At 40.6% G+C, this 25,659-nt stretch carries 41 protein-coding genes; 34 read left to right on the top strand and 7 right to left on the bottom strand.

Features of this window, described 5'->3' with window-relative positions; all coding sequences use genetic code 11:
* Nucleotides 1-190, top strand: a 190-nt coding sequence (locus NPE20_RS22745; RefSeq protein WP_256541002.1) for a transposase, incomplete at its 5' end; no start/stop codon positions are given.
* Nucleotides 191-349: 159 nt separating this feature from the next.
* Here NPE20_RS22745 and NPE20_RS22740 read toward each other — a convergent pair.
* The 3 genes from NPE20_RS22740 to NPE20_RS22730 all read right to left on the bottom strand — a co-directional run bounded on the left by NPE20_RS22740 (nt 350) and on the right by NPE20_RS22730 (nt 2,089).
* Nucleotides 350-760: a VOC family protein gene (locus NPE20_RS22740; protein ID WP_256541001.1), complete on the bottom strand. Its 411-nt coding sequence runs from the start codon at nt 758-760 to the stop codon at nt 350-352.
* A 152-nt stretch (nt 761-912) separates the two neighbouring features.
* Nucleotides 913-1,353 carry a hypothetical protein gene (locus NPE20_RS22735; protein WP_256541000.1) on the bottom strand — a complete coding sequence of 147 codons (441 nt, stop codon included), beginning with the start codon at nt 1,351-1,353 and terminating at the stop codon, nt 913-915.
* A 7-nt stretch (nt 1,354-1,360) separates the two neighbouring features.
* On the bottom strand, nt 1,361-2,089 hold the full coding sequence (locus NPE20_RS22730; RefSeq protein ID WP_256540999.1) for a hypothetical protein: 729 nt from the start codon (nt 2,087-2,089) through the stop codon (nt 1,361-1,363).
* 220 nt (nt 2,090-2,309) lie between these two features.
* On the opposite strand from NPE20_RS22730, the gene NPE20_RS22725 reads away from it, so the two are divergent.
* Nucleotides 2,310-3,569: a prephenate dehydrogenase gene (locus tag NPE20_RS22725; RefSeq protein ID WP_256540998.1), complete on the top strand. Its 1,260-nt coding sequence runs from the start codon at nt 2,310-2,312 to the stop codon at nt 3,567-3,569.
* Nucleotides 3,570-3,590: 21 nt separating this feature from the next.
* Here the strand turns inward: NPE20_RS22725 and NPE20_RS22720 are convergent, their stop codons facing one another.
* Nucleotides 3,591-5,123: a rhomboid family intramembrane serine protease gene (locus tag NPE20_RS22720; protein ID WP_256540997.1), complete on the bottom strand. Its 1,533-nt coding sequence runs from the start codon at nt 5,121-5,123 to the stop codon at nt 3,591-3,593.
* A gap of 235 nt (nt 5,124-5,358) precedes the next feature.
* Here NPE20_RS22720 and rplC point away from each other — a divergent pair, with 235 nt between their 5' ends.
* From rplC to rplQ, 29 genes are all read left to right on the top strand, one after another.
* Complete coding sequence (gene rplC, locus NPE20_RS22715) at nt 5,359-5,976, top strand: 50S ribosomal protein L3 (protein ID WP_129876531.1); 618 nt, start codon at nt 5,359-5,361, stop codon at nt 5,974-5,976.
* A 1-nt stretch (nt 5,977) separates the two neighbouring features.
* Complete coding sequence (rplD, locus tag NPE20_RS22710) at nt 5,978-6,610, top strand: 50S ribosomal protein L4 (protein ID WP_256540996.1); 633 nt, start codon at nt 5,978-5,980, stop codon at nt 6,608-6,610.
* Nucleotides 6,611-6,612: 2 nt separating this feature from the next.
* On the top strand, nt 6,613-6,903 hold the full coding sequence (gene rplW, locus NPE20_RS22705; protein WP_121245911.1) for a 50S ribosomal protein L23: 291 nt from the start codon (nt 6,613-6,615) through the stop codon (nt 6,901-6,903).
* Between the two features lie 8 nt (nt 6,904-6,911).
* Entirely contained in the window at nt 6,912-7,739 is an 828-nt protein-coding gene (gene rplB, locus NPE20_RS22700) for a 50S ribosomal protein L2 (RefSeq protein ID WP_256540995.1), read from the top strand.
* Between the two features lie 2 nt (nt 7,740-7,741).
* Nucleotides 7,742-8,008, top strand: coding sequence for a 30S ribosomal protein S19 (gene rpsS, locus NPE20_RS22695; RefSeq protein ID WP_067059750.1), 267 nt, complete (start codon nt 7,742-7,744; stop codon nt 8,006-8,008).
* 3 nt (nt 8,009-8,011) lie between these two features.
* Nucleotides 8,012-8,440: a 50S ribosomal protein L22 gene (gene rplV, locus NPE20_RS22690; protein WP_256540994.1), complete on the top strand. Its 429-nt coding sequence runs from the start codon at nt 8,012-8,014 to the stop codon at nt 8,438-8,440.
* 6 nt (nt 8,441-8,446) lie between these two features.
* Nucleotides 8,447-9,337, top strand: a complete 891-nt coding sequence (gene rpsC, locus NPE20_RS22685; RefSeq protein ID WP_256540993.1) for a 30S ribosomal protein S3 — start codon at nt 8,447-8,449, stop codon at nt 9,335-9,337.
* A gap of 47 nt (nt 9,338-9,384) precedes the next feature.
* Nucleotides 9,385-9,807, top strand: a complete 423-nt coding sequence (gene rplP, locus NPE20_RS22680; protein ID WP_129876197.1) for a 50S ribosomal protein L16 — start codon at nt 9,385-9,387, stop codon at nt 9,805-9,807.
* An 80-nt stretch (nt 9,808-9,887) separates the two neighbouring features.
* Nucleotides 9,888-10,097 carry a 50S ribosomal protein L29 gene (gene rpmC / locus NPE20_RS22675; protein ID WP_256540992.1) on the top strand — a complete coding sequence of 70 codons (210 nt, stop codon included), beginning with the start codon at nt 9,888-9,890 and terminating at the stop codon, nt 10,095-10,097.
* A 19-nt stretch (nt 10,098-10,116) separates the two neighbouring features.
* A complete protein-coding gene (gene rpsQ / locus NPE20_RS22670) occupies nt 10,117-10,371 on the top strand; it encodes a 30S ribosomal protein S17 (RefSeq protein WP_129876199.1) in 255 nt (84 codons plus the stop codon).
* Between the two features lies 1 nt (nt 10,372).
* On the top strand, nt 10,373-10,741 hold the full coding sequence (gene rplN, locus NPE20_RS22665) for a 50S ribosomal protein L14 (RefSeq protein ID WP_073405786.1): 369 nt from the start codon (nt 10,373-10,375) through the stop codon (nt 10,739-10,741).
* A gap of 1 nt (nt 10,742) precedes the next feature.
* Nucleotides 10,743-11,084, top strand: a complete 342-nt coding sequence (rplX, locus tag NPE20_RS22660) for a 50S ribosomal protein L24 (RefSeq protein ID WP_256540991.1) — start codon at nt 10,743-10,745, stop codon at nt 11,082-11,084.
* Complete coding sequence (gene rplE, locus NPE20_RS22655) at nt 11,084-11,653, top strand: 50S ribosomal protein L5 (protein ID WP_290427229.1); 570 nt, start codon at nt 11,084-11,086, stop codon at nt 11,651-11,653. Before rplX ends, rplE begins: the two co-directional genes overlap by 1 nt.
* Nucleotides 11,646-11,915 (top strand): 30S ribosomal protein S14, encoded by a 270-nt coding sequence (gene rpsN / locus NPE20_RS22650; RefSeq protein ID WP_067059741.1) that lies wholly within the window; start codon nt 11,646-11,648, stop codon nt 11,913-11,915. Before rplE ends, rpsN begins: the two co-directional genes overlap by 8 nt.
* Before the next feature lie 156 nt (nt 11,916-12,071).
* Nucleotides 12,072-12,470 (top strand): 30S ribosomal protein S8, encoded by a 399-nt coding sequence (gene rpsH, locus NPE20_RS22645; RefSeq protein ID WP_191175906.1) that lies wholly within the window; start codon nt 12,072-12,074, stop codon nt 12,468-12,470.
* A 17-nt stretch (nt 12,471-12,487) separates the two neighbouring features.
* Complete coding sequence (gene rplF, locus NPE20_RS22640; RefSeq protein WP_256540990.1) at nt 12,488-13,045, top strand: 50S ribosomal protein L6; 558 nt, start codon at nt 12,488-12,490, stop codon at nt 13,043-13,045.
* Between the two features lie 5 nt (nt 13,046-13,050).
* A complete protein-coding gene (gene rplR / locus NPE20_RS22635) occupies nt 13,051-13,398 on the top strand; it encodes a 50S ribosomal protein L18 (RefSeq protein WP_256540989.1) in 348 nt (115 codons plus the stop codon).
* A gap of 12 nt (nt 13,399-13,410) precedes the next feature.
* A complete protein-coding gene (gene rpsE / locus NPE20_RS22630; protein ID WP_129876205.1) occupies nt 13,411-13,929 on the top strand; it encodes a 30S ribosomal protein S5 in 519 nt (172 codons plus the stop codon).
* Nucleotides 13,930-13,935: 6 nt separating this feature from the next.
* The gene (rpmD, locus tag NPE20_RS22625; protein WP_067059736.1) at nt 13,936-14,115 is read left to right on the top strand and encodes a 50S ribosomal protein L30; all 180 of its coding nucleotides are present in this window, start codon (nt 13,936-13,938) and stop codon (nt 14,113-14,115) included.
* Nucleotides 14,116-14,119: 4 nt separating this feature from the next.
* Entirely contained in the window at nt 14,120-14,566 is a 447-nt protein-coding gene (rplO, locus tag NPE20_RS22620) for a 50S ribosomal protein L15 (RefSeq protein ID WP_256540988.1), read from the top strand.
* A 6-nt stretch (nt 14,567-14,572) separates the two neighbouring features.
* Nucleotides 14,573-15,916, top strand: coding sequence for a preprotein translocase subunit SecY (secY, locus tag NPE20_RS22615; RefSeq protein WP_256540987.1), 1,344 nt, complete (start codon nt 14,573-14,575; stop codon nt 15,914-15,916).
* An 8-nt stretch (nt 15,917-15,924) separates the two neighbouring features.
* On the top strand, nt 15,925-16,716 hold the full coding sequence (gene map, locus NPE20_RS22610) for a type I methionyl aminopeptidase (protein WP_256540986.1): 792 nt from the start codon (nt 15,925-15,927) through the stop codon (nt 16,714-16,716).
* A 63-nt stretch (nt 16,717-16,779) separates the two neighbouring features.
* Complete coding sequence (gene infA, locus NPE20_RS22605) at nt 16,780-16,998, top strand: translation initiation factor IF-1 (RefSeq protein ID WP_022833270.1); 219 nt, start codon at nt 16,780-16,782, stop codon at nt 16,996-16,998.
* 7 nt (nt 16,999-17,005) lie between these two features.
* Nucleotides 17,006-17,122, top strand: a complete 117-nt coding sequence (gene rpmJ, locus NPE20_RS22600) for a 50S ribosomal protein L36 (protein ID WP_082855993.1) — start codon at nt 17,006-17,008, stop codon at nt 17,120-17,122.
* Nucleotides 17,123-17,194: 72 nt separating this feature from the next.
* Nucleotides 17,195-17,572 (top strand): 30S ribosomal protein S13, encoded by a 378-nt coding sequence (gene rpsM / locus NPE20_RS22595; protein ID WP_256540985.1) that lies wholly within the window; start codon nt 17,195-17,197, stop codon nt 17,570-17,572.
* 135 nt (nt 17,573-17,707) lie between these two features.
* Nucleotides 17,708-18,097 carry a 30S ribosomal protein S11 gene (gene rpsK / locus NPE20_RS22590; RefSeq protein ID WP_256540984.1) on the top strand — a complete coding sequence of 130 codons (390 nt, stop codon included), beginning with the start codon at nt 17,708-17,710 and terminating at the stop codon, nt 18,095-18,097.
* 66 nt (nt 18,098-18,163) lie between these two features.
* A complete protein-coding gene (rpsD, locus tag NPE20_RS22585; protein ID WP_256540983.1) occupies nt 18,164-18,772 on the top strand; it encodes a 30S ribosomal protein S4 in 609 nt (202 codons plus the stop codon).
* 96 nt (nt 18,773-18,868) lie between these two features.
* Nucleotides 18,869-19,861, top strand: coding sequence for a DNA-directed RNA polymerase subunit alpha (locus NPE20_RS22580; RefSeq protein WP_256540982.1), 993 nt, complete (start codon nt 18,869-18,871; stop codon nt 19,859-19,861).
* Between the two features lie 164 nt (nt 19,862-20,025).
* Nucleotides 20,026-20,601 carry a 50S ribosomal protein L17 gene (gene rplQ / locus NPE20_RS22575; protein ID WP_256540981.1) on the top strand — a complete coding sequence of 192 codons (576 nt, stop codon included), beginning with the start codon at nt 20,026-20,028 and terminating at the stop codon, nt 20,599-20,601.
* A 107-nt stretch (nt 20,602-20,708) separates the two neighbouring features.
* Here the strand turns inward: rplQ and NPE20_RS22570 are convergent, their stop codons facing one another.
* On the bottom strand, nt 20,709-21,026 hold the full coding sequence (locus tag NPE20_RS22570) for a hypothetical protein (protein ID WP_256540980.1): 318 nt from the start codon (nt 21,024-21,026) through the stop codon (nt 20,709-20,711).
* A gap of 76 nt (nt 21,027-21,102) precedes the next feature.
* On the opposite strand from NPE20_RS22570, the gene NPE20_RS22565 reads away from it, so the two are divergent.
* From NPE20_RS22565 to NPE20_RS22555, 3 genes are all read left to right on the top strand, one after another.
* On the top strand, nt 21,103-22,839 hold the full coding sequence (locus tag NPE20_RS22565; RefSeq protein ID WP_256540979.1) for a thiamine pyrophosphate-dependent enzyme: 1,737 nt from the start codon (nt 21,103-21,105) through the stop codon (nt 22,837-22,839).
* Nucleotides 22,840-22,842: 3 nt separating this feature from the next.
* Nucleotides 22,843-23,508: a phosphatase PAP2 family protein gene (locus tag NPE20_RS22560; RefSeq protein WP_256540978.1), complete on the top strand. Its 666-nt coding sequence runs from the start codon at nt 22,843-22,845 to the stop codon at nt 23,506-23,508.
* 200 nt (nt 23,509-23,708) lie between these two features.
* On the top strand, nt 23,709-24,899 hold the full coding sequence (locus NPE20_RS22555; protein ID WP_256540977.1) for an acetyltransferase domain-containing protein: 1,191 nt from the start codon (nt 23,709-23,711) through the stop codon (nt 24,897-24,899).
* 2 nt (nt 24,900-24,901) lie between these two features.
* Here NPE20_RS22555 and trxA read toward each other — a convergent pair whose 3' ends face one another.
* Together trxA and NPE20_RS22545 are read right to left on the bottom strand one after the other, a co-directional pair.
* Nucleotides 24,902-25,204 (bottom strand): thioredoxin, encoded by a 303-nt coding sequence (gene trxA, locus NPE20_RS22550; RefSeq protein WP_256540976.1) that lies wholly within the window; start codon nt 25,202-25,204, stop codon nt 24,902-24,904.
* A 109-nt stretch (nt 25,205-25,313) separates the two neighbouring features.
* Nucleotides 25,314-25,655, bottom strand: a complete 342-nt coding sequence (locus NPE20_RS22545; protein WP_256540975.1) for a hypothetical protein — start codon at nt 25,653-25,655, stop codon at nt 25,314-25,316.
* Between the last annotated feature and the right edge of the window lie 4 nt (nt 25,656-25,659).

The following is a 25,659-nucleotide window of genomic DNA, read 5'->3' as shown; positions in this document are numbered from 1 at the left end:
TTTAGCTGAGCGCATAAATGGTATCCTGAAAGAGGAGTTTCTGATCGTAAAGCCTGGTAATATCCAACAAGCCAGGAAAATGATCGGACAAGCTGTGAAATTGTATAATCAACGCAGGCCTCACTTAGCTTTAAACTATCTAACACCAAACACTATTCACCAACAAAAAATCCTTGCCAGTATTACCTGACAAGGACTATATTTATTCTTTAATTATTGTCAACTTATTTCAGGACAACTCATTGTGTATTTTTACTTGTCATCCTGAGCGGTAGCGAAGGATCTAATGTACACCATGCAAATAGGCGATAGATGCTTCGCTATCGCTCAGCATGACAAATTTAATGTGTTATCCCTGGTGCGGCGGTGGCCCTGCAGGATCCATCCAAACATATTCCCAAAGGTGGCCATCAAGGTCTTCAAAGCTGGCGTGATACATCCATCCGTAGTCCTTTTTGGGTTTATCTGCAGCGCCGGCAGCAACAGCTTTGTTCACTATATCATCTACCGCTTCTTTACTGTCTGCAGATAGGGCTATGGTGCATTCCTGCGCTTTGCTGGTATCCACAATATCCTTTTTAGTGAAACCCTGGAAGAAAGGTTCTACCAGTAGCATCGCAAATATATTATCACTGATAATCATGCAGGTGGCATTTTCATCGGTAAATTGCGGGTTAAAGGTATAACCAAGTTTGGTGAAAAATGCTACCGACTTATCCAGGTCCTTAACATGTAGGTTTACAAAAATTTGAGTTGCCATAATTGTTGAGTTTATTTGTTTATCCAAAAGTACGGTCGTAAACTGATACTACATATGTGTAAAAACGACAAGTTACGGGGGCGTTTGCGACAAGGGTTTAATTTTATGGCTTTATCAGAATTAATATATCCGAATTGTGAACCTTAGTGCCATTAGTAGTCCTCCTTATTAGCTAAAAAATCAAGCCAAACGCCTTCCAGTTCATCAACCAAATGTGGCCTTATAGATATACCGGATGCTTGCGGCGCCCAGGTTTGTTCGGCAAGGTTGCCGGTTTTTAAAATATCAAAAGTGAGTATGCGCTCTTTATCAGGGTTCAGCAATACATCAATACTGATGTTAATGCGGTGATAGATGCGCCCTTTGCGTGATGCCAGGTAAGGCGCTGATTCGATCGTTCCCGATGCGAAAATCCCTTTCGGATCTACCCCAAGTCGTACGATATAAGCCCTATCGCCGGGGCGGATAGTTTTGTGGCTGGCAACACTCCAGTTATCAACTAATTTGCCGGTTGTTTTAAGCTTTTTAATATCGGCATCAATATTCTCCCATTTAAACTTAATAGGGTTCCATCCAAAAAGATAGGCGTTCATATCAAATTTACCCGTTCCCGTTTAACTCATCCAGCTTATTACGTTCGGTTTGCAGTTCGCGGGCAAGTTTCTTTTCCTTTTCGTTTGCTTTAGTTTTGTAGGCTTTGTATTCTTCTTCCAGTTCGTTGTAAAGCTTAATACGGTAATGGGCCTCGCGGCTGTGGCTGCCAGAGCGGGCAATAACTATTGCAGCAATAACACCAAAACCTATCACTAAGCCCCACATTATTAAATTGTAGGTAGATTTTGAAAGCGGCATCCCTAACAGGCTTACCTCGTCAACTTTTGCTTTTGACTCGGCAAGCGCCTGGTCTTTTGTGGCCGATGATGCCTTTAACGTGTCAATAGTTTTAGTTTGTACTACAAGCGTAGCCCGGGCATCTGCCAGTTGCTTGCGTGTTAGCTTAAGTGTATCGTTGTAGTTTTTAAATAGTGCCGCTACCAATGGCTGTTGATAATTATAAACCTTGGTTAACAGGTATTGATATTGGCCACGTAAGCTTTTATCAACCGGGCGTTGTTGTACAGGTGTAGTTGCAGCATTGGTTGGTGTTTGTACTGCGGGCGTAACAGGTTGTTTATATGAAGTTGGTTTTGCAACAGACGGATTTGGTTTTACAACGGCAGTTTTTACCGCGGTAGTTTTTTTTGTTGAATCTTGAGCATAACTAAAGTCTGCATTAACTAAAATAAGCAATACTAAAGTAAGTGTTCGTAATTTAAAAAGCTTCATCATATAAATGTTAAGTTCGGGGAAAGGTTGATGTTTATTAACTAACCATTATTCCACTTAAACGTAGTAATTTAATTTAAAGTTTGTAAATATTGTTTAGATTAATACAAACATCAATATCATCTTTACAATAACCGCTTTTAAAGCCTTGAAAATTTGTTAATTATATATAATATCAACGTGTAATTATCAAAAGCATATATTAGCCTTTTTAATTTATACTATGCGCATAGGTATTATAGGTTTGGGTGATATGGGCAAATTGTACGCCAAAGCTTTTTCAAAAGCGGGTTATACTGTTTGCGGTTGCGATATGCCCGATAACCGGGCACGATTGGAAGATGAACTTGACCCGTTAGGCATTACCCTTATGGATGATGGTAAAGATGTATCGCGGGTAAGCGACCTTATCATTTATTCGGTTGAGGCAGATAAGCTGGAACAAGTGGTAGCCCAGTATGGCCCTGCAACTAAGTATGGTGCTATTGTGGCCGGACAAACGTCAGTTAAACACCCCGAGATTGCCATTTTTGAAAAATATTTGCCTGCCGATGCGCAGATCATTACCTTCCATGCTATGCATGGGCCGGGCTTTGAGCCTAAAGGGCAAAAACTGATCCTGATAAACCATCGCAGCGAGCCGGATGCTTATAAGCGCATGTTTGATTTATTTACGGCTCTGGAAACTGATATTGTAGAGATTCCCGACTACCATGAGCACGATAAGATAGTTGCCGATACACAAGCCGTTACCCATGTAGGTTTCGAAAGCATGGGCACAGCATGGAAATCGGCCGGCTTTTTCCCATGGGAAAATGCTTCTTATATAGGAGGTATTGATAATGTGAAGATCCTGACCACCCTGCGCATATTTAGCTACAAGGCGCACGTATACGCGGGCTTGGCCATCCTGAACCCTTACGCCCGCCAGCAGGTTAAGCGTTATTCCGAATCAGAATCGGAATTGTTTAAGCTGATGATCAAGGAAGAGGAGCAGGAGTTTAAGAACCGCCTTTACCGTGCACGCGATTTTGTTTTTCACGAAAGCCGCAAGCCCATTATGTTTAACGATGCCGTTATGCGCGAGTTTTCGCTGGCGCGGGATGCAGGGCACCAAAAGCCAAATTCGCACTTAAGTATATTAAGTATGGTTGATGCCTGGTACCATCTGGGCGTAAACCCTTATGACAACCTTATTTGCCAAACCCCACCATTCCGCCTGCGCTTAGGCATTGCCGAGTATCTGTTTAAGAACGAGGAATTGCTGGAGGAATCCATCGAAACGGCACTGTACGATAAAACTATCCGTGGCGATGATCTGGAGTTTCACTCCGCGGTAAGGGAATGGAGTGCCATTATTGGTTACGGCGATATGGAAGGCTACAAGAAGCATTTTAACGAGGTACAGGCATTTTTTCAAGGCCGGCTGGAAGAAGGTAACAAACAAAGCGCCGAGTTGATAAGAAGGCTGATGACGGGGTAGGGGTGCTGAGGGTAAAGGCATTTAGTCGCCGTTTTCCTCAATTTTCCCCCATTCGATACGTAAAGTGTTTATTTTTTGAGTAGCACTATTAATTTCGTTTCGATATTTAACACGGTCGTTATCAATAAATTCTTTATAAATTAAAGTATATAGCTTACACTCCTCCAATATAATTTTCGATTTTATTGTGGCTATTTGCTTTTGCTTTTTTGGTAGGCTGAGCTTATCTATACGTATCCCAACCTTTCTGAGAGAATCTATTTCGGGCAGGGCCTTGTTCTTAAACATGGCTAAACGCTGATCGTGCGTAAGCTCATAATTTCTATAAAAATCATTGGCCAGCGTAATTGATAGTTTTTGGGTTCGGTCTGATAGCTGTTGCAGTTCCTTCAATTCATAAATGGGTGCAAGCCAGATACAGGTTGAAGTATATACAACCGTAATGAGCAAAGCAGCTGCGGCAACTAAATTTTGTTTTTGATACTTTATTCCCCAATAAGCGATCCATCCAAAAGCATAGCCGGATATTAACCCGCTAAAATGTGCGGCATGGTCAATTTGGCGGCCAATAGGTATAATATTATAGGCAACAAAAATGGTAGTGCTTATTAATAATGCACGGCGTGCGTTAGTTTCATAAAAGGTAGTGCTAAGTAAGGCTAGTAACACACCAAACAATCCAAATATAGCGCCCGATGCCCCGGCACTTATGCCCTGATCATGCCATATTACGGAGGTAATACTGGCAAACACCCCAGTCATGAGATAAATAAACAAATAGTTCCATCTGCCTATTTTGCACTCTATGAGCGAACCAATATAAATAAGGGCTATCATATTACCGGCAATATGCATTATAGAAAAATGCAGAAACGTATTAGTTACCAGGCGCCATACCTGCCCGCTAAGTACCTGCGTGCGGCTGCCAAATCCGAGTGATAAATAGATATCTTCCCAGTTGTGTACTGCGTTTTGTTGAAGATTAGCATGTTGGGCGGTTTGCATTGATAAAGCCACAGCCATGGCGGCCATAATTATCATAGATATTAAATAAACCGCAATATTTGATAAAACCAATACAGGTGTTATAGTGTAGCCTTTATTAGGAACGAAGGCTGATAAAAAGCTACGAAGTTTTTCTTTATAGCCTAAAGGCGGGTTGTCAAAGCTAATAAATTGCCGGTCGGGGATATTATCCATCAGCTCCCGGGTTGTTTCCTGCAGGTTTTGCTTTAAGTGGTATTCTACATAAGTAATTTCGCCATATAGCAGTTCAAGGTTTTTTTCGTTTTTCTCATAATCTGTAAAAAGCCCCTGGTAGCCAACACATTCGCTTTTAATAATAGCCTGGTTATTAACTATGTGTACCGAAAGCTCTTCGGCGTATGAAGCCCATGATATATTTGTATAAGCAATAATACCATCGGTGTTAAAATACCCAATACGCCAGCCAAGATTGTTAAATGCGTGATAAACGAGTGTAAGATAATGATCAGCACTATACTCGTTAAGGGGAATGATCGCAATTTTACGTGGAGATATGCCCCAAGCCATAATTAAGATTTAGGTGTAATTGGTAAATATACATCATCGGTTTTAATACACAAGCAATAGCTTAATAATCATTATTCTAAATCACAAAACGGGTTACCGAATATTTATTTAAAAATAACTTACTAACTATTTGAAAATTAATGTAAAGTTTCTATCTTTGCCCTCCCTTAAGGGGGAAATAATATGCCTTGAACGAAGCCCTACTGCTTCGATGGGCACAAATAAAATAAAGAAAATGTCAGGAATTATTGGTAAAAAAGTAGGAATGACCAGCATTTTCGATGAAGCGGGGAAAAACATTCCTTGTACTGTAATCGAAGCTGGCCCTTGCGTAGTAACCCAGATCAGGTCTGTAGAAACAGATGGATATGCAGCTGTACAGTTAGCATATGGCGAGAAGAAGGAAAAAAACACCTCCGGTCCGTTAAAAGGCCATTTCCAAAAAGCCGGTACTACTCCAAAACGTAAACTTGTTGAATTTAAAACATTCGAAGACGAAAAAGCTCTTGGTGACACTGTTACTGTTGAGATTTTTGCCGCAGGTGATTACGTTGATGTAGTAGGTACTTCAAAAGGTAAAGGATTTCAGGGTGTTGTAAAGCGTCACGGTTTTGGTGGTGTGGGTATGCAAACTCACGGTCAGCACAATCGTTTACGTGCTCCAGGTTCATTGGGTGCATCATCATGGCCTTCACGTGTATTTAAAGGTATGCGTATGGCGGGTCAAATGGGTAATGTTCGCGTTAAAGTACAAAACTTAGAAGTAGTTAAAGTATTTGCTGAGCAAAACCTAATTGTGGTTAAAGGTTCTATCCCCGGAGCTAAGGGTTCATTCGTAATAGTGGATAAATAAGATGGAAATCAACGTATTAAATCTATCAGGTAAAGAAACAGGTGCCAAGGTGCAACTGCCTGAGTCCGTATTCGGAGTAGAGCCTAACGATCATGCTATTTACTTAGATGTAAAGCAGTTCTTAGCTAACCAACGCCAGGGTACGCACAAATCAAAACAACGTAATGAAATTGCAGGTTCAACCCGCAAATTACATAAACAAAAAGGTACAGGTGGCGCCCGTGCAGGTAGCATCAAATCTCCATTATTTAATGGTGGTGGACGTGTGTTTGGCCCGCAGCCGCGCGATTACAGCTTTAAATTAAACAAAAAGCTTAAATCATTAGCCCGTGCTTCAGCTTTATCATACAAAGCAAAAGATAACAATATATTGGTTCTGGAAGATTTCAACTTTGATGCTATCAAAACCAAAACATACATTAAAATGGAAGCTGACCTTAATGTTACTAACGATAAAACGTTATTAGTATTAGCAGGTGTAGAAAACAACAACGTGTATTTATCAAGCAGGAACCTGAAAAAAACTAAGGTTATTTCGGTTGAGCAGCTTAACACTTATGATGTGTTAAACGCTGGTAAACTAATCTTAACTACAGGTGCTGTTAAAACTTTGGAGGAAGCATTAGCTAAGTAATTATGGAAATTTTAAAGAAACCCTTACTTACTGAAAAAGTAGCTCAACTAACTGAGAAACTTAATCGCTATGCGTTTAAAGTTGATCACAGAGCCAACAAAATTCAGATCAAAGGCGCTATTGAGGCTATGTATGGTGTTAACGTTACAGCAGTTAACACAATGAAATACGTAGGAAAACTTAAGACCCGCAATACAAAAGCAGGTGCAGTATCTGGCCGTGCCGCTACGTATAAGAAAGCCATCATCACGCTGAAGGATGGTGAAACAATAGATTTTTACAGCAATATATAATATAAGACATGGCAGTAAAGAGATTTAAACCGGTTACACCGGGTACCCGCTTCAGAATTGATGTATCTAATTCGGATATTACAACAAACGTTCCTGAAAAGTCGTTGGTTGTATCTGCGAACACAAGATCGGGCGGTCGTAACCACAGCGGTAAAATGACTATGCGCTACCTGGGTGGTGGCCATAAACAAGCATACAGGTTGATTGATTTCAAACGTAATAAATTTAACATCCCGGCAAAAGTTGCAACTATTGAGTATGATCCAAACAGATCTGCGCGTATAGCCCTGTTACATTTTGTTGATGGTGAAAAACGATACATGATAGCTCCGGAAGGCTTAACAGTTGGAACGGTAGTTGTATCTGGCGAAGGTGCTGCACCAGAGGTTGGTAATACCATGCCTTTGAAAAACATCCCGTTAGGTTCTATCATTCACAATATTGAGTTAAACCCAGGCCAGGGTGGTATTATTGCCCGCAGCGCCGGTACTTATGCTCAGTTATCAGCGCGTGATGGTAAATATGCCATCATCAAATTGCCTTCAGGCGAAACACGTATGATACTGTCAACTTGCTTGGCAACTATTGGTACCGTTTCAAATGGCGAAAAAGCAAACGCGGTGTTAGGTAAAGCCGGCCGCAAGCGCTGGTTAGGTCGCCGTCCGAGAGTGCGTGGTGTAGCCATGAACCCGGTAGATCACCCTATGGGTGGTGGTGAGGGTAGAGCCTCAGGTGGTCATCCACGCTCACGTAAAGGTTTATTAGCTAAAGGCTACAAAACCCGTGACAAGAAAAAAGGATCAGATCGTTACATCATTGAAAGAAGGAAGAAATAATAATGGCACGTTCAATTAAAAAAGGACCTTACATAGATCATAACCTGGAAAGAAAAGTTCTTACCTTGAATGATGCAAGTAAAAAATCAGTTGTAAAAACATGGTCACGTCGTTCCATGATCTCTCCTGATTTCGTTGGTCATACATTCGCAGTACACAACGGTAACAAATTTATACCTGTGTATGTAACAGAAAACATGGTTGGTCACAAGTTGGGAGAATTTGCACCAACCCGCACATTCCGCGGTCACGCAGAAAAGAAAAAATAAGGCATGGAAGCAACAACTAAAATTAAAAAGTCTGTATTGATCAGGCAACAAAAAGAAGCTGCGAAAGCCGTAATAGGTGGCGCTTCTGTTGCTAAACTACAGAACTGTCCAACTTCACCACGCAAAATGCGTTTGGTGGTTGATCTGATCCGTGGTGAAAACGTTGAGAAAGCGTTATACATCTTAAAGTTTACAAACAAGGAAGCGGCAATACGTGTAGAGAAACTTTTGTTATCAGCAATTAAAAACTGGGAAGCAAAAAATGAAGGTAAACGCGTTGAAGACAGTGCTTTATTTGTAAAAGAAGTATCAGTAGGTGGTGGCCGTCAGTTAAAAAGATTACGCCCTGCACCGCAAGGTAGAGGGTTCCGTATCCGCAAACGCTCAAACCATGTAACTCTGATTGTGGATAGTAAAAACGATAACAACTAATTTGAAATGGGACAAAAAGCACATCCAATAGGTAACAGGTTAGGGATAATCCGCGGTTGGGATTCTAATTGGTTCGGTGGAAATAACTACTCCGACAAATTAGTTGAAGACGAAAAGATCCGCAAATACTTATCAGCACGTATAAACAAAGGTGGTGTATCTAAAGTAGTTATAGAACGTACTTTAAAACGCATCACTGTTACTATCCACACTGCCCGTCCGGGTATTGTGATTGGTAAAGGCGGAGCCGAGGTTGATAAGATCAAGGAAGAGTTAAAGAAATTAACAAAAAAAGATGTTCAGATCAATATCTTCGAAATAAAACGCCCTGAGCTTGATGCCCAGTTAGTTGCCGAAGGTATTGCTAAACAACTTGAAGCACGTATCTCTTTCCGTCGTGCCATGAAAACTACAATTGCTTCAACCATGAGAATGGGGGCTGAAGGGATTAAAGTGATGACATCAGGCCGTTTAGGTGGCGCTGAGATGGCACGTACCGAGCAATATAAAGAAGGAAGAATTCCTTTGCACACTTTCCGTGCCGATATTGACTATGCTTTGGCAGAAGCCTTAACTACTTATGGTAAAATAGGTGTTAAAGTATGGATATGTAAAGGTGAGGTTTACGGCAAACGCGATCTATCTCCAAACATTGGTGGTACAAGCAGCGCAAGCGGTAAAGGTGGACGCCCAGAAGGATCTGCAGGTTTCGGTGGCCGTGATAATGCACGTGGCGGCGAAAGAGGCGGTGAGCGCAGAGGCGACCGTAAACCAGGTGGTAACGACCGCAGAGGCGGTGGTGCACCAGGCCAAGGCGGTAACCGTCCAGGTGGACAAGGTAACCGTCCGGGAGGACAAGGTGGTGGTAACCGCCCAGGTGGCCCGGGAAGAAGATAACAAGAATTAGAAAAGACATATCCGTGAGGATATAAAAGCTTAATAAAATGCTACAGCCAAAAAGAACGAAGTTCAGAAAGATGCAAAAAGGCAGGATGAAAGGTTTAGCCAGTCGTGGTACTGAGCTTTCATTCGGATCTTTCGGTATAAAATCACTCGAAGCCGCTTGGATAACAAGCCGCCAGATCGAGGCTGCACGTATTGCTGTAACACGTTTCATGAAACGTGAAGGCCAGGTGTGGATCAGGATATTTCCTGACAAGCCTGTAACCAAGAAACCAGCAGAGGTACGTATGGGTAAAGGTAAAGGTGCACCAGAATACTGGGTTGCAGTTGTACGCCCGGGCAGGATGATATTTGAAGCAGAAGGTGTGCCTTTAGATGTTGCAAAAGAGGCATTACGCCTTGCAGCACAAAAGCTACCGGTGCAAACCAGATTTGTAACACGTAGGGATTACGTAGAAGCATAAATAAGTTAGCGGTTTTAAGTTCTTTTTATCAGTAAGATATTTGAGCTTGGAACTAAAAACTCAAATAACTAATAAGAAAAATGAAGAACTCAGAAATTTTAGAGCTTTCAACCGAAGAATTGTCAGCAAGACTGAGCGAGGAAAAAACCACTCTTACAAAACTGAAATTTGCACATGCAGTTTCGGCTATTGAGAACCCAACCCGCATTACAAAAGTGCGTAAGGATATTGCTCGTTTGACTACTGAATTAACAAAACGCAAGGCGGCGTCAGCTTCTGAACAGAATTAATTTTAAGCGTCGGAAAACAATGGAAAGAAATTTAAGAAAAACACGTACCGGCCTGGTAGTAAGCAATAAGATGGAAAAATCTATTGTGGTTGCTGTAGAGCGGAAGGTGAAGCACCCCATCTATGGTAAGTTTGTTAAGAAAACTACCAAATTTATGGCTCATGACGAAGCAAACACTTGTGGTGTTGGCGATACCGTATTGATTATGGAAACCCGTCCGTTGAGCAAAAACAAAAACTGGAGATTAGTTCAAATTTTAGAGAGGGCTAAATAACATGGTACAACAGGAATCAAGATTAAATGTAGCCGATAACAGCGGTGCTAAAGAAGTTTTAGTAATACGCGTATTAGGTGGTACCGGTAAAAGATATGCTTCTATTGGCGATAAGATAGTAGTTACCGTAAAAAGCGCTTTACCATCAGGTAACGTAAAAAAAGGTACTGTATCTAAAGCAGTAGTGGTTAGAACCAAGAAAGAGATCCGCAGGAAAGATGGTTCATATATCCGCTTTGACGATAACGCAGCCGTTTTGTTAAACAACCAGGATGAGCCAAGGGGCACACGTATCTTTGGCCCTGTTGCCAGAGAATTACGTGAAAAACAATTTATGAAAATTGTATCATTAGCACCGGAGGTATTGTAATATGGAAAAGAAAAACACAAAACCAGCTAAATTAAAGATCCGCAAGGGTGATTTAGTTAAGGTAATAGCCGGTGATTCAAAAGGATCACAAGGTAAAATAGTTGAAATTATCATTGATAAAAACAGGGCTATTGTAGAAGGTGCCAACATGGTATCTAAACACACTAAACCTAATGCAGCCAACCCTAACGGCGGAATTGTAAAGCAGGAAGCTGCTATACACATTTCTAACCTGGCACTGGTTGAACCTTCAACAGGTAAAACAACCCGCGTTGGCCGTAAATTAAACGATGCCGGCAAATTGGTTAGAGTATCAAAAAAATCAGGGGAGGAAATTAAGTAATGACTTACATACCAAGATTAAAAACAAAATATAAGGAAGAGATTCGCACAGCGCTTAAGGACAAGTTTGCCTACAAAAGCGTAATGCAGGTTCCTAAATTGCAGAAAATAGCTATCAACCAGGGTGTTGGCGGTGCTACTACCGATAAAAAACTTATCGAGAACACCATCACCGAGTTAACAACCATCACTGGCCAGCAAGCGGTTTCTTCAAAATCTAAAAAGGATATCTCTAACTTTAAATTGCGTAAAGGTATGCCAATTGGTGTACGTGTAACATTACGCGATAATACAATGTATGAGTTTTTAGACCGTTTAATTGCTGTTGCCCTGCCACGTATACGTGACTTCAAAGGTATCAACGATAAAGGTTTTGACGGACGCGGAAACTATACTTTAGGTATATCAGAGCAGATAATATTCCCCGAGATTAATATTGACAAGATCAATAAAATTCAAGGTATGGATATTACCTTTGTAACCTCGGCAACAAACGATGTTGAAGCATTGGAGTTACTGAAACAATTTGGTTTACCATTTAAAAATCAAACACCAACTAACAATGGCTAAAGAAGGCGTAAAGGCTCGTGAAGTAAAACGTGCCAAATTAGTAGCAAAATTTGCTGAAAAAAGAGCAGCGTTAAAAGCAGCTGGCGATTACATAGGTTTAGATAAATTACCTAAAGCTTCATCACCGGTAAAATTGCATAACCGTTGTAAATTAACAGGCCGTCCGCGTGGTTACATGCGTCAGTTTGGTATATCACGTGTTACATTCCGTGATATGGCATTAGCTGGTAAAATACCGGGTGTTAAAAAAGCAAGCTGGTAATTAAAATATAATTCGTAAGAAATTAAGAATTCAAAACATACCTTAAATATGTTTTGAATTTTTTGTATTTTCGCGGCTCGAATTTTAAAAAGAATTAACCGATAGAAGGTCGCCCGGGATGTTACCGGAAGGAAACCACTATCATAAACAACAATAATGAATACAGATCCAATCGCAGATTATCTTACAAGAGTAAGGAATGCTATTAAAGCCAACCATAGGGTTGTTGAAATTCCTGCATCAAATCTGAAAAAGGAAATCACTAAAGTGCTTTTCGAAAAAGGTTACATTGCTAATTACAAGTTTGAGGACAATGGTCCACAAGGCACTATCAAAGTTGCTTTGAAATACCATCCAATAACTAAGATCCCTGCTATCCGCAGCATTTCACGTATTAGTAAACCAGGTTTGAGGAAATACGCAGGTATGGACACCATGCCACGTGTGTTAAATGGTTTAGGTATCGCTATCTTATCGACTTCTAAAGGTGTAATGACCGATAAAGAAGCTCGTACACAAAATGTGGGTGGCGAAGTTTTATGCTACGTTTATTAATAGGAGGAAATTAAGCAATGTCAAGAATAGGAAAAGCACCTATTGCGTTAACCGCTGGAGTTACCGTTACTGTATCAGCAGATAATGTTGTTACTGTTAAAGGCCCAAAAGGTGAATTGCAACAGGCAGTTGATAGAGATATCATCATTGAGCAAGAAGAGGGTAACTTATTAGTTAAGCGCCCGTCTGACCAGAAACGTCACAAAGCATTACACGGTTTATACCGTTCGCTTATCAATAACATGGTAGTTGGTGTAACCACAGGTTACAAAATTGAGCAGGAATTAGTAGGTGTGGGTTACCGCGCAACTAACCAGGGCAATACATTAGATTTAGTGTTGGGTTTTTCTCACCACTACGTATTTCAATTACCACAAGAAATTAAAGTTACAACCACTGCTGAGAAGGGTAAAAACCCAACCATCATCCTGGAATCAAACGATAAACAATTGATTGGACAGGTAGCGGCGAAAATACGCTCGTTACGTGCACCAGAGCCTTACAAAGGTAAAGGTATCAAGTTTGTTGGCGAAGTATTGAGAAGAAAAGCAGGTAAATCAGCATCTAAAAAATAATCGTCATGAAACTATCAAGAAGAGACAGGATTAAAAAAGGTATCAGAAAACGCCTTTCAGGTTCATCAGCACGCCCACGTCTATCTGTATTCAGAAGCAACAAAGGCATCTATGCACAAATCATTGACGATGTAACAGGAAAAACTATTGTATCTGCTTCATCATTATCAAAAGATTTTGTAGCAAGCGGTACAACAAAGTCAGACCAATCAGTAGCTGTAGGTAAATTAGTAGCTGAGAAAGCTATTGCCGCAGGTATTAAAGATGTGGTTTTTGACAGGAATGGTTACCTGTATCACGGCCGTATCAAATCATTGGCTGAAGGTGCACGTGAAGGTGGTTTAAACTTTTAATCGAAACAGGAAATGTCAACAATCAACATAAAAAGAGTAAAAACCAGCGAGATCGAATTAAAAGATCGCCTGGTAAGCATACAACGTGTAGCCAAAGTAACCAAAGGTGGCCGTACATTCAGCTTTTCTGCCATTGTGGTAGTAGGTGATGAGAACGGTGTTGTAGGTTACGGTTTAGGTAAAGCAAAAGAGGTTACCGAGGCTATTGCAAAAGGTATTGATGATGCTAAAAAGAACTTGGTAAAAGTTCCTATCATTAACAGTACTATCCCTCATGAGCAAATTGGTAAATTTAGCGGTGGTTTTGTTTTCATAAAACCAGCAGCTAACGGTACCGGTGTAATTGCAGGTGGTGCAATGCGTGCAGTATTAGAATCAGCCGGTATACACAATGTATTGGCAAAATCAAAAGGTTCATCAAACCCGCACAACGTGGTTAAAGCAACCGTATCTGCATTATCACAATTACGTGATGCACATACAGTAGCTCAGCAACGCGGTATTAGTTTAGGTAAAGTATTTAACGGATAATCAGTTATGTCGAAAATTAAAATAACACAAATTAAAAGCGTTATCGACAGAAGCGAGCGCCAGAAAAAAACCGTTGAGGCCTTAGGTCTTAAGAAAATTAACCACAGCGTGGAAGTTGAAGCCACTGCAGCTATTATAGGAATGGTTAGAAAAGTTAACCACTTGGTAGCAGTAGAAAATATTTAATATCATGAATTTAAGTAATCTTAAACCTGCAGAAGGTTCTACTAAAAATAGGAAAAGAATTGGCCGCGGTACAGGTTCTGGCCGTGGCGGTACATCAACCCGTGGCCATAAAGGTGCCGGTTCACGTTCAGGTACATCTACCAAGGTAGGTTTTGAAGGTGGCCAGATGCCATTACAGCGCCGTGTACCCAAGGTAGGTTTCAAAAACCATAACCGTGTAGAGTACGTTGGTGTTAACCTTGATGTATTACAAGCTTTAACTGAGAAATTTTCATTAGCATCAGTTGATTTTGATACATTAAAAGAGCATGGCCTGGCATCACGTAACGATCTTGTTAAAATATTAGGTCGTGGCGAGTTAAAAGCCAAGTTAGAAGTTAAAGCACACGCATTTACTGCTACTGCGCAAAAAGCTATTGAGGCAGCCGGCGGAACTATTGTAAAGTTGTAAATTTCGATGAAGAAATTATTCACCACATTATCCAATATTTGGAAAATTGAAGATCTAAGAGTGCGTATTATAAACACACTCTTATTTCTTTTGATATATCGTGTTGGTTCGTTTATTGTTTTGCCGGGTGTAAACGCGGCAACACTTAATGCTACACAAAATAAAGAGGGGCTTTTAGGGCTGTTAAACATGTTTGCCGGAGGATCGTTTTCACGTTCGTCCATCTTGGCATTAGGTGTTATGCCTTATATATCAGCTTCAATTGTGGTGCAGCTATTGGGTATTGCAGTACCTTATTTTATTAAACTGCAAAAAGAAGGCGAAAGCGGCCGTAACAAAATAAACCAGTGGACACGCTACCTAACCATTGCTATTACTGCAGTGCAAGCGGTTGCGTATCTAAAATCGCAGATCACACCGGATGCAATGCTTATCAGCAATCCTTACTTCACTGTATTAAATACTTGCGTATTAACAGCGGGTACCTTATTTGTAATGTGGTTAGGAGAGAAAATTACTGATAAAGGTATTGGTAACGGTATCTCTTTGATTATCATGGTGGGTATTATTGCCCAGTTACCAAGCGCGTTTATTGTAGAGTTTCAATCACGTACAGGCGGGCCGGGTGGTTTAATTACCTTTATTGTTGAGATTGTGGCGCTGCTTGGTGTAGTAATGTTTACTATACTAATAGTGCAAGGAACCCGCAAAATTGCTGTACAATACGCAAAACGTATTGTTGGAAATAAACAATATGGCGGTGTGCGCCAGTATATACCGTTAAAGGTAAATGCTGCGGGTGTTATGCCAATTATATTTGCACAGGCGTTAATGTTTATACCTGCAACAATTTCAAGTTTCTTCCCTACTGTAGCAACCAATAGCTTTTTAATGGCATTGGCAAACTACAACTCGTGGCAGCATAACCTGGTGTTTGGTATATTAATTATACTGTTCACTTATTTTTATACAGCTATTACAGTTAATCCTAACCAGATGGCTGATGATATGAAAAAGAACGGTGGCTTTATCCCGGGTATCAAACCAGGTAAAACCACAGCTGATTTTATTGACGGAGTAATATCTAAGATAACATTGCCGGGTTCTATTTTCTTAGCCATTATCGCTATTGTACCGGCCTTGGCCAGTTTAGTTGGAGTAAGCAGCTTGTTTTCAAGATTTTTTGGTGGAACATCATTGATCATCCTTGTGGGTGTAGTGTTAGATACTTTACAGCAGGTAGAGAGCCATTTATTAATGCGTCATTATGATGGGTTAATGAAAACAGGCAGGATAAAAGGCCGTGCAAGTATCCCTACAGCTTCGGGTGCAACTCCGCCGGTTATCTAATAATATACATGTCAAAGATCATTTATAAGTCTGTCGAAGAGATAGAACTGATAAGAGAAAGTTCTTTACTTGTTTCCAAAACACATGGGGAGATAGCTAAAGTTATTGGCCCTGGTATAACTACTATTGAATTAAATAAACTTGCCGAAACCTTTATCCGTGATAATGGAGGGGTTCCGGCATTTTTAAATTATAACGGCTTCCCTTATTCATTATGCATATCGCTGAATGATCAGGTGGTGCACGGTTTCCCGGGCAAACATGTTTTAGTTGAAGGGGATCTGGTATCGGTTGATTGTGGTGTGATCCTGAATAAATACTACGGCGACTCTGCTTTTACCTTTGCCATTGGCGAGGTTGATGAGAATACAAAAAAACTAATGCGCGTTACACGCGAGTGTTTGGATCTGGGTGTTGAAAAGGCTGTTGTAGGCATGCGCATTGGCGATATTGGTTACGCGGTACAGGAACACGCCGAGAAGAACGGCTTTGGTGTAGTAAAAGAGCTTGTTGGCCATGGTGTAGGTACACGCCTGCATGAGAAGCCAGAAGTTCCTAACTACGGTAAACGCGGTGCAGGTATTAAATTAGAGGAAGGAATGGTGATAGCCATTGAGCCGATGATCAATGCAGGCCGTGCGGGTGTTAAGTTTTGGGATGATGGATGGACCGTATCAACGGTTGATAAAAAACCATCAGCACATTACGAACATACGGTTGCTGTAAAAAGGGGAAAACCAGATGTTTTATCAACGTTTTCATACATTGATAAAGTTTTAGAAGAAAAGAATAATTATTAAATAATTTTTATTAATTTTGCATCCCGCTTTCAGGGCGGATAATTAAGTAATAATCAGTAAAATATGGCAAAACAATCCTCGATTGAGCAAGATGGTACAATTCGCGAAGCATTATCAAATGCGATGTTTAGGGTTGAACTTGAAAATGGCCACGAGATTATTGCACACATATCCGGAAAAATGCGGATGCACTACATCAAAATATTACCTGGCGACAGAGTGAAATTAGAGATGAGTCCGTATGATTTAACAAAAGGAAGAATAACCTACAGATATAAATAAGAACGAGATGAAAGTTAGAGCATCCATTAAAAAACGTAGTGTTGATTGTAAGATCATCCGCCGTAACGGGAAACTTTATGTGATAAACAAAAAGAATCCTAAGTTTAAGCAACGTCAGGGATAATTAAAAAGGAATTGTAATAAACCGTACAACGGTGGCCCGCCGTTCGGTATTACTTAAAAACAAAAAACAAATATGGCAAGGATCTCAGGTATTGATTTACCAAAAAATAAAAGAGGTGTTATAGGTTTAACCTATATCTACGGCATTGGCCGCTCTACTGCTCAGGAAATTTTAGACCAGGCAGGTATCGACGTTAATATCAAAGTTCAGGATTGGGATGATGATCAGTTAACCGCTATCCGTACAATCATCAACGATCAAATTAAAGTTGAAGGTTCACTACGTTCAGAAGTTCAACTTAACATCAAACGTTTAATGGATATAGGTTGCTACAGAGGCACACGTCACCGTAAAGGTTTACCATTACGTGGTCAGCGCACTAAAAACAACTCACGTACCCGTAAAGGAAAACGTAAAACAGTTGCTAACAAAAAGAAAGCTACTAAATAGTAAGTGATTAGTGATTTGAGGATAGAGATTAGTTTCTGTCCTGTTAATCATTAGGAATATAAAATTAAAACGATTAGTGGGTCCGAGCTAAAGCATTAACTCAGTAATTCACTAAATCAATAATTAAAAAACAAAATGGCTAAAAGCAAAAAAGTTACCAAAAAGCGTGTTGTTGTTGTTGACGCTGTAGGCGAAGCACACATCAACGCAACTTTTAACAATATCATTATCACCCTTACCAACAAAAGCGGACAAGCTGTATCATGGTCGTCTGCAGGTAAAATGGGTTTTAAAGGTTCTAAAAAGAACACTCCTTATGCTGCCGGTCAGGCTGCTGCCGATTGCGGTAAAGTTGCCTATGATTTAGGTTTACGTAAGGTAGAGGTATTTGTTAAAGGTCCGGGTTCAGGCCGCGAGTCTGCTATCCGTACCCTGCAAACTACAGGTATCGAAGTAACTACTATAAAGGACATCACCCCGCTTCCGCACAACGGTTGCCGTCCATCTAAAAGAAGAAGAGTTTAATTAACCCAATTTTTAAAGCTAAGATTCGACAGCTGCGGGCTGTTTGATACTTTAAAACACACAACAATGGCAAGATATACAGGCCCCAAATCAAAAATTGCGCGTAGGTTCCGCGAGCCGATCTTCGGTCCGGATAAAGCGTTAGAAAGAAAAAACTACGGACCAGGTATGCATGGTGCTTCTAAAAGAAGAGGAAAGCAATCTGAGTACGCGGTACAGTTAATGGAAAAACAAAAAGTTAAATACACTTACGGTGTATTAGAGCGTCAGTTCGAAAACTTATTCCATACAGCTTCTGCTAAAGAAGGTATCACCGGCGAAAACTTATTAAAGTTTTTAGAAGCACGTTTAGATAATGCAGTTTACCGTTTAGGTATTGCTCCTACACGTTCTGGTGCTCGCCAATTGGTAGGCCACAAACACATCACTGTTAACGGTTCGGTAGTAAACATTGCATCATATGCATTGAAAGCTGGTGACGTTATTGCAGTACGCGAAAAGTCAAAATCACTTGAAAGCATTACTAATTCAGTAGCAGGCCGTAAAGTAAATAAATATAGCTGGTTAGAGTGGAACGCTGATGAATTATCAGGTAAATTCCTAAACTACCCAAATCGCGATGAGATTCCTGAGAACATCAAAGAGAACCTAATCGTCGAGTTATACTCAAAATAATAACGATAATTTTCCCGAGGGTGATTGACATATTCTGTCAATCATTTTCGTGGTTAAAATCAATTCAAATTAGTTAACAATAAACAAAAGATATAAATGGCAATTTTAGCATTTCAAAAACCAGACAAGGTTATCATGCAGAAATCAAATGATTTTGATGGCACGTTTGAGTTTCGTCCGTTAGAACCAGGCTTCGGTGTAACCATTGGTAATGCTCTGCGTCGTATCTTACTTTCTTCATTAGAAGGTTATGCTATTACATCGGTACGTTTTTCGGGTGTGATGCATGAGTTTTCAACCATCAAAGGTGTTGTTGAAGACGTAACTGAGATAATCCTTAATTTAAAACAAGTTCGTTTTAAAAAGACAGGTGAATCGGGCGATAATGAGAAAATATTTGTGATCATTAACGGTCAGGATGCTTTTACAGCAGGTGACATTACTAAGTTTTCAAACAACTTTACAGTATTAAACCCTGATCTTGTTATTTGTAATATGGATTCATCAGTAACGCTTGAAGTTGAGCTTACTGTTGCTAAAGGCCGTGGTTACATCTCTAACGAGGAAAACAAAAATCCTGATGCTAACGTAGGTGTGATAGCTATCGACTCTATCTTTACACCTATCAAAAATGTAAAATACACTTTAGAAAACTATCGTGTTGAGCAGAAAACAGATTACGAGAAACTGATCCTTGATATCTCTACAGATGGCTCGATCCATCCTGAGGATGCATTGAAACAAGCTGCTAAGATCCTTATCCAGCACTTCATGTTGTTCTCTGATGAGAACATGATGCTTGAAGCACAGGCTAAAGAAGAAACTAAAGAAGTTGACGAGGAAATTTTACATATGCGTAAGATCCTTAAAACAGAATTGGTTGATCTTGACCTATCAGTTCGTGCATTAAACTGCTTAAAAGCTGCTGATATCCGTAGCCTTGCAGACCTGGTTTCTTACGATGTTGCTGATATGTTAAAATTCAGAAACTTTGGTAAAAAATCATTAACTGAAATTCAGGACCTGGTTAAATCAAAAGGTTTATCTTTTGGTATGAACTTGTCTAAATTTAAGTTAGACGAAGAATAATATCCGGATGTGAGACGTGAGATATGAGTATTGAGATTTTAAATCTTATGTCTCAAATCTCACATCTAATATCTACAATCTAAAATAACAGTAAGCGAGGGCATAATTCCGATGGCTTGATTAAGTTCGCCTGACGGTATGCACGTGCACAAATTAACAAACAAATGAGACACGGAAAAAAAGTAAACCATTTAGGTCGTACAGATAGCCACCGCAAAGCGATGATGGCTAACATGGCGTCTTCGCTTATTCAACACAAGCGTATTACAACAACTTTGGCAAAAGCAAAAGCCCTGCGCGGTTATGTTGAGCCACTTTTAACTAAATCAAAAAACGATACTACTCACTCTCGTCGTACAGTGTTTAGCTATTTACAAGACAAAGACACAGTGAACACCTTGTTCCGTGAAATTGCTGAGAAAATTGCTAACCGCCCGGGTGGTTACACACGTATTGTTAAATTAGAGAACCGTTTAGGCGATAACGCTGAAATGGCGATCATTGAATTAGTTGATTACAATACTGTTTACGGTAAAGATGTTGATGCTAAAGCTGAGAAAAAATCAACACGTCGTCGTGGTGGTGCTTCTAAAGCTAAAGCGGCTCCTGCTGCACCTGTAGCTGAAGAAACTGTAGCTGAGGCTCCGGTTGCTGAAGCAGCACCTGCTGTAGAAGAAACTCCTGCAACTGAAGCTCCTGCAGCTGATGACAAGGAAGAAAATGCTGAAAAAGGCGTATAATTAGCCTTTAATCATACAGGAAACGGCTTCGATTTATCGAAGCCGTTTTTGTTTTATAACGATTTGGGATAATCGCTGTGCTATATATCTCCGGATAGTAAAAACAACTATACCACAGGTGTAAATTCTGCGAACATATTACCTGTTTCACTCAAAGTATTTAACGGAACATAAATACAGACGGCATCAAACTCCGCCCACATTTGGTGCACTGCTTTGTTTTGGTGCGCCTGCTGTATAGCTTCTGCCGATAGCCATTCAAAGATCTCTATAATAGTACCATTGCTGGTTTCTAATGTTACCGGTTGCCTGTCGGTTACCAGGCCTTCCTGCTTTAAACGGGGAACGTGCGTATTTATCAATTCCTTCAATTGATGTGCCTTGCCCGGTTTGGGTTGATAGGCTACTATTACAATTCTGCCCATGATCTTATTTAATTAATTTATTAAATTTTAAAACCCATACATATTTATTGAGTTAAGATAAGTATAAAACGTAACTATGGCAAAGGTAGCAGACCAGATGGTTGAGATGTTGGTGAACGCGGGTATTAAAAGGATATATGCCGTAACTGGTGACAGTTTAAACGAGGTAAACGATGCTGTAAGGCGCGATGGTAGCATCCAATGGATCCATGTTAGGCATGAAGAGGCTGGTGCTTATGCCGCGGGCGCAGAGGCGCAGCTTACGGGCAATTTAGCCTGCTGTGCAGGTAGCAGTGGCCCCGGGCATGTACATCTTATCAACGGCTTGTATGATGCCCACCGTTCGGGTGCCCCGGTTATCGCCATAGCATCTACCGTTGCCAGCTTTGAATATGGTACCGAATATTTCCAGGAAACCAATACCATAAAATTGTTTGATGATTGCAGCCATTACAACCAGGTTGCTACAACACCCAAACAGTTTCCACGTATGCTGCAGGCCGGCATACAGGCAGCATTACATCGCAAAGGTGTTTCAGTTATTGGCGTACCCGGAGACCTAACCAGTATGGATTCGGAAGAGATAACCACGTCCACCCAAAACTTTGACCCCATAGCAGTAACAAGGCCATCTGACGAGGATTTGGCTAAACTGGCCGAATTACTTAATCACCATAAAAAAATTACCATGTTTTGTGGTATAGGGGCCGCCGATGCGCACGATGAAGTAGTTGCCTTATCGCAAAAACTTAAGGCGCCGGTGGCCTATTCTTTCCGCTCCAAAATGGATATCCAATATGCCAACCCTAACGAAGTAGGTATGACAGGTTTATTGGGCTTACCATCGGCTTATCATAGCATGCACGAATCTGATCTGCTGTTATTGTTGGGGACAGATTTCCCCTACACACCGTTTATGCCTACCGATTGTAAGATTGTGCAGATAGATATTAAGCCCGAACGCATTGGCCGCCGTGCAAAGGTTGATGTTGGTTTAAGCGGATCGGTAAAAGATACTTTGACCGCGTTGCTGCCACAAATTGATCAGCAGGAAGACGACAGCTTTTTAAAAGCCCAATTAGAGTTTTATGGTCATGTTAAAAAGAACATGAAGACCTATATAGATGACACAGGCAAAAAGGAGAACATCCACCCCGAATATATTGCCAGCCTGATTGATGAATTAGCTGCTAACGATGCTATATTTACAGTGGATACGGGCATGTCGTGTGTTTGGGGCTCGCGCTATATTAATGCTACAGGCAAGCGTAAAATGATCGGCTCGTTCAATCATGGTTCAATGGCTAATGCTATGCCGCAGGCTATAGGCGCTGCTTTGGCAATGCCGGGCAGGCAAGTAATTGCTTTATGTGGCGATGGGGGCATATCCATGTTGCTGGGCGATCTGGCAACTATAACGCAATACAACCTGCCTATAAAGATAATTGTGTTTAACAACCGCTCGTTGGGGATGGTGAAGCTGGAGATGGAAGTTGCCGGCCTGCCCGATTGGCAAACCGAAATGCACAACCCCGATTTTGCCATGGTAGCCAAAGCAATGGGCATAAAAGGTATTACAATTAAAGACCCCGACGAGGCCAAACAAGGTTTAATAGAGGCTTTAATTTATAAAGGCCCGGCCCTAATTAATATATTTACTGATCCTAACGCTTTGGCCATGCCGCCAAAGGTTGAAATGGGGCAGGTGAAGGGGATGGCTTTATCTATGACCAAATTAATGCTAAATGGCCGCATGGACGAAGTTATTAATACCCTAAAATCTAACTACAAACATTTAAAAGACCTGATTTAATAAATGAATATACACAGGCGGCATATACTGCTGCTGGTACTAACTCTTATCACAGCAGGATTTATTGCCTTGTCTATACTGGTCGTAATATATCCCAGCCTGGCTATTGATCTGAAATTTTCTGAAGAGATCCAGGAACATCAAAACCCATTTATTGATAAGGTGATGTACCTTATAAGTACGCCCGGGTATATGCCCGAGTCGGTCATATTGGTTTTAGTAACCAGCTTGCTGTTTTTTTTGTTCAAATATAAAAAGGCGGCTTTGTTCGTGCTTTTAACAAGCGTTGCCGGGTTGATAAGTACAATAGTAAAAGGGGTAGTTAACCGGCCACGGCCATCAAAAGATCTTGTTCGCATCTTACATGAAACCGCCCAACAAAGTTTCCCCAGCGGGCATATGTTATTTTATGTGGTGTTCTTTGGCTTTCTGATCTTGTTGATGATCCAATTAGAGAATGTTCCAAAAATAGTTAGATATGTGGTTGGGCTTATAAGTGCCTTCTTCATCTTTACCATCCCTTTTTCGCGCATATATTTAGGCGCACATTGGTTTACCGATGTGCTGGGTGGCTTTTTATTAGGCTTACCTTCTCTATATCTTTTATCGTGGTTGTATTTACGTAAACGTGCCGGTAAAACGGAAGCGCCCGTTGCAGAAACCACATAAGTTTGCACCCTGCATTTGGCTAAAGCCATTCTGATCTTCATGTTATCCGCCCCATAAATGGGACGGCAATGAATTTGCTTTCATTGCCGTTGGCTTTAGCCAACGGATTAATAAAAGTAGTTTGCGGCTTTAGCCACATCCGGAATTTTTATTGAATAAGAATTTTCAGTAATTTCAGATCGTAAATCCTGATTACAATTATGACCACAAGCTTATCCACCAAACAGCGGGTGCAATCTATTGATATATTACGCGGCGTTATAATGCTGATAATGGCGATAGATCACACACGCGAATATTTTCATATCGGTGCCATAAACAGCGACCCAACAAATCTGGCAAATACAACACCTCTGTTATTTTTTACCCGTTGGATAACCCATTTTTGTGCCCCTACGTTTGTTTTTCTGAGTGGCCTTTCGGCATACTTGGCCGGTACAAGGCGTACCAAAAAAGAGTTGAGCGGCTTTCTTATTAAGCGTGGATTATGGCTCATATTTGTTGAACTGGCTATTGTTACACTGGCATTAACGCTTAACCCTTTGTACAATGCTTTTGCTTTGCAGGTAATTTGGGCCATAGGTGTTAGCATGGTTATACTTGGTTTATTAATTTGGCTGCCCTTACCGGTTATCGGGGCTATCGGCCTTATCATCATTGTTGGGCACGATTGGCTCAATACCGTTAAACTTGCCCCAAATAGTACGGAGGATGTACTGATGAAAATATTTTTCACCGCGCGGGGCACCGTTTTTTTCCTGGACAAAACCCACATCGTGTTTGCCCTGTACGCCGTAATCCCGTGGACTGGCATGATGCTTTTAGGTTACGCTTTTGGCAGTTTATATCAAGCTAAATATAAACCGGTAAACAGGAAGGTTCTGCTAATATATGCATCGGCATTATTGTTCCTGGTGTTTTTTGGTTTAAGGCTTGTTAATGCTTATGGAGACCCCGCGCCATGGTCGGCACAAAAAAATGGGATTTTCAACCTTATGTCATTCCTTAATGTGAGCAAGTATCCACCATCGCTGCTTTATAGTAGCCTTACCCTATCTGTAGCATTGCTGGTACTGGCTTTAACAGAAAAATCAGCAGGCAAACTGGCCAACTTTTTTAAAGTTTTTGGCAGCGTACCTTTCTTTTATTATGTGCTGCATTTTTACCTGATCAGATTATTAACTATGGTAGTGTTCTTTCTGCAAGGTTTTAAAACATCGCAGATAGCAACGCCGAACAATCCATTCCTGTTTACCCCGCCTGGCTTTGGGTTTAGCATAGGTTGGGTGTATATAATCTGGCTGGCAATTATACTTTCGCTTTACTATCCATGCCGGTGGTTTTCTAATTACAAGAAAACACATAAGCAATGGTGGTTAAGCTATTTGTAATATTACGGTTTAATGTACTGCTGAATAATTTGTTGCAATTGATTTGCCTGCATAACACCGCTTTGGCGCCATTTGCTTTCTCCATTTTGGAAAACCATTAAGGTAGGCACGCTTTGTACCCGGTAAGCACTGGCAGCAGCGGGGTTTTTGTCGATATCTATTTTGATGATGGTGACCTTATCACCCAAAGCATCTTTAACCTGCTTTAGTATCGGCGGCATCATTTTACAAGGCCCGCACCACTCTGCCGAAAAATCAACCAATACGGGTTTCTCTGATGCTATAATATCCTGAAAGTTTGCCATGGCATATCTCCTTTTTAATATTAACTATAAAGATGAGAATACGTTTTTACGAATTGATCATTTGTATGCCACGTTTGAGATTGTTCTATGGGAACAAATTTACGGTGACTTAAAAGAAGAAATATATTCCTGTTTTGCGGTTAAAAGCTTCAGTAAATAATTCTTTAATTCGATATACAATTTCATAAAGCTCGGTATCATATTTATCTCGATCGAATAAATCGCTATTGATAACTTTATTTAGTAATTCTTCTTGTACGATTTCTTGATCCTCAAAATCATCAATCATTGAATTAGTGAGTTGGTTTATTGAATTGAAAAAGCCTATCGCAAATAGTTTAGAAAGAATATTGGTCTCTAAATTTAATTCGATCAACTCCGTCGAATCGCATGAATCGTAATTCAATCGATTTTGCGCAATTGAATCCTTTGGAACAGTTATAGTTTTCATACCT

The sequence above is a fragment of the Mucilaginibacter aquariorum genome, assembly GCF_024498135.1.
In the GTDB taxonomy this organism is placed as follows: domain Bacteria; phylum Bacteroidota; class Bacteroidia; order Sphingobacteriales; family Sphingobacteriaceae; genus Mucilaginibacter; species Mucilaginibacter aquariorum.
The sequence above is the reverse complement of the archived record's forward strand: the minus strand, read 5'-3'. Positions and strand labels throughout refer to the sequence as shown.

Coding starts and splice junctions, on each gene's coding strand:
- NPE20_RS22740 (WP_256541001.1), bottom strand. CDS start 760: ATGGCAACTCAAATTTTTGTAAACCTACATGTTAAGGACCTGGATAAG.
- NPE20_RS22735 (WP_256541000.1), bottom strand. CDS start 1,353: ATGAACGCCTATCTTTTTGGATGGAACCCTATTAAGTTTAAATGGGAG.
- NPE20_RS22730 (WP_256540999.1), bottom strand. CDS start 2,089: ATGATGAAGCTTTTTAAATTACGAACACTTACTTTAGTATTGCTTATT.
- NPE20_RS22725 (WP_256540998.1), top strand. CDS start 2,310: ATGCGCATAGGTATTATAGGTTTGGGTGATATGGGCAAATTGTACGCC.
- NPE20_RS22720 (WP_256540997.1), bottom strand. CDS start 5,123: ATGGCTTGGGGCATATCTCCACGTAAAATTGCGATCATTCCCCTTAAC.
- rplC (WP_129876531.1), top strand. CDS start 5,359: ATGTCAGGAATTATTGGTAAAAAAGTAGGAATGACCAGCATTTTCGAT.
- rplD (WP_256540996.1), top strand. CDS start 5,978: ATGGAAATCAACGTATTAAATCTATCAGGTAAAGAAACAGGTGCCAAG.
- rplW (WP_121245911.1), top strand. CDS start 6,613: ATGGAAATTTTAAAGAAACCCTTACTTACTGAAAAAGTAGCTCAACTA.
- rplB (WP_256540995.1), top strand. CDS start 6,912: ATGGCAGTAAAGAGATTTAAACCGGTTACACCGGGTACCCGCTTCAGA.
- rpsS (WP_067059750.1), top strand. CDS start 7,742: ATGGCACGTTCAATTAAAAAAGGACCTTACATAGATCATAACCTGGAA.
- rplV (WP_256540994.1), top strand. CDS start 8,012: ATGGAAGCAACAACTAAAATTAAAAAGTCTGTATTGATCAGGCAACAA.
- rpsC (WP_256540993.1), top strand. CDS start 8,447: ATGGGACAAAAAGCACATCCAATAGGTAACAGGTTAGGGATAATCCGC.
- rplP (WP_129876197.1), top strand. CDS start 9,385: ATGCTACAGCCAAAAAGAACGAAGTTCAGAAAGATGCAAAAAGGCAGG.
- rpmC (WP_256540992.1), top strand. CDS start 9,888: ATGAAGAACTCAGAAATTTTAGAGCTTTCAACCGAAGAATTGTCAGCA.
- rpsQ (WP_129876199.1), top strand. CDS start 10,117: ATGGAAAGAAATTTAAGAAAAACACGTACCGGCCTGGTAGTAAGCAAT.
- rplN (WP_073405786.1), top strand. CDS start 10,373: ATGGTACAACAGGAATCAAGATTAAATGTAGCCGATAACAGCGGTGCT.
- rplX (WP_256540991.1), top strand. CDS start 10,743: ATGGAAAAGAAAAACACAAAACCAGCTAAATTAAAGATCCGCAAGGGT.
- rplE (WP_290427229.1), top strand. CDS start 11,084: ATGACTTACATACCAAGATTAAAAACAAAATATAAGGAAGAGATTCGC.
- rpsN (WP_067059741.1), top strand. CDS start 11,646: ATGGCTAAAGAAGGCGTAAAGGCTCGTGAAGTAAAACGTGCCAAATTA.
- rpsH (WP_191175906.1), top strand. CDS start 12,072: ATGAATACAGATCCAATCGCAGATTATCTTACAAGAGTAAGGAATGCT.
- rplF (WP_256540990.1), top strand. CDS start 12,488: ATGTCAAGAATAGGAAAAGCACCTATTGCGTTAACCGCTGGAGTTACC.
- rplR (WP_256540989.1), top strand. CDS start 13,051: ATGAAACTATCAAGAAGAGACAGGATTAAAAAAGGTATCAGAAAACGC.
- rpsE (WP_129876205.1), top strand. CDS start 13,411: ATGTCAACAATCAACATAAAAAGAGTAAAAACCAGCGAGATCGAATTA.
- rpmD (WP_067059736.1), top strand. CDS start 13,936: ATGTCGAAAATTAAAATAACACAAATTAAAAGCGTTATCGACAGAAGC.
- rplO (WP_256540988.1), top strand. CDS start 14,120: ATGAATTTAAGTAATCTTAAACCTGCAGAAGGTTCTACTAAAAATAGG.
- secY (WP_256540987.1), top strand. CDS start 14,573: ATGAAGAAATTATTCACCACATTATCCAATATTTGGAAAATTGAAGAT.
- map (WP_256540986.1), top strand. CDS start 15,925: ATGTCAAAGATCATTTATAAGTCTGTCGAAGAGATAGAACTGATAAGA.
- infA (WP_022833270.1), top strand. CDS start 16,780: ATGGCAAAACAATCCTCGATTGAGCAAGATGGTACAATTCGCGAAGCA.
- rpmJ (WP_082855993.1), top strand. CDS start 17,006: ATGAAAGTTAGAGCATCCATTAAAAAACGTAGTGTTGATTGTAAGATC.
- rpsM (WP_256540985.1), top strand. CDS start 17,195: ATGGCAAGGATCTCAGGTATTGATTTACCAAAAAATAAAAGAGGTGTT.
- rpsK (WP_256540984.1), top strand. CDS start 17,708: ATGGCTAAAAGCAAAAAAGTTACCAAAAAGCGTGTTGTTGTTGTTGAC.
- rpsD (WP_256540983.1), top strand. CDS start 18,164: ATGGCAAGATATACAGGCCCCAAATCAAAAATTGCGCGTAGGTTCCGC.
- NPE20_RS22580 (WP_256540982.1), top strand. CDS start 18,869: ATGGCAATTTTAGCATTTCAAAAACCAGACAAGGTTATCATGCAGAAA.
- rplQ (WP_256540981.1), top strand. CDS start 20,026: ATGAGACACGGAAAAAAAGTAAACCATTTAGGTCGTACAGATAGCCAC.
- NPE20_RS22570 (WP_256540980.1), bottom strand. CDS start 21,026: ATGGGCAGAATTGTAATAGTAGCCTATCAACCCAAACCGGGCAAGGCA.
- NPE20_RS22565 (WP_256540979.1), top strand. CDS start 21,103: ATGGCAAAGGTAGCAGACCAGATGGTTGAGATGTTGGTGAACGCGGGT.
- NPE20_RS22560 (WP_256540978.1), top strand. CDS start 22,843: ATGAATATACACAGGCGGCATATACTGCTGCTGGTACTAACTCTTATC.
- NPE20_RS22555 (WP_256540977.1), top strand. CDS start 23,709: ATGACCACAAGCTTATCCACCAAACAGCGGGTGCAATCTATTGATATA.
- trxA (WP_256540976.1), bottom strand. CDS start 25,204: ATGGCAAACTTTCAGGATATTATAGCATCAGAGAAACCCGTATTGGTT.
- NPE20_RS22545 (WP_256540975.1), bottom strand. CDS start 25,655: ATGAAAACTATAACTGTTCCAAAGGATTCAATTGCGCAAAATCGATTG.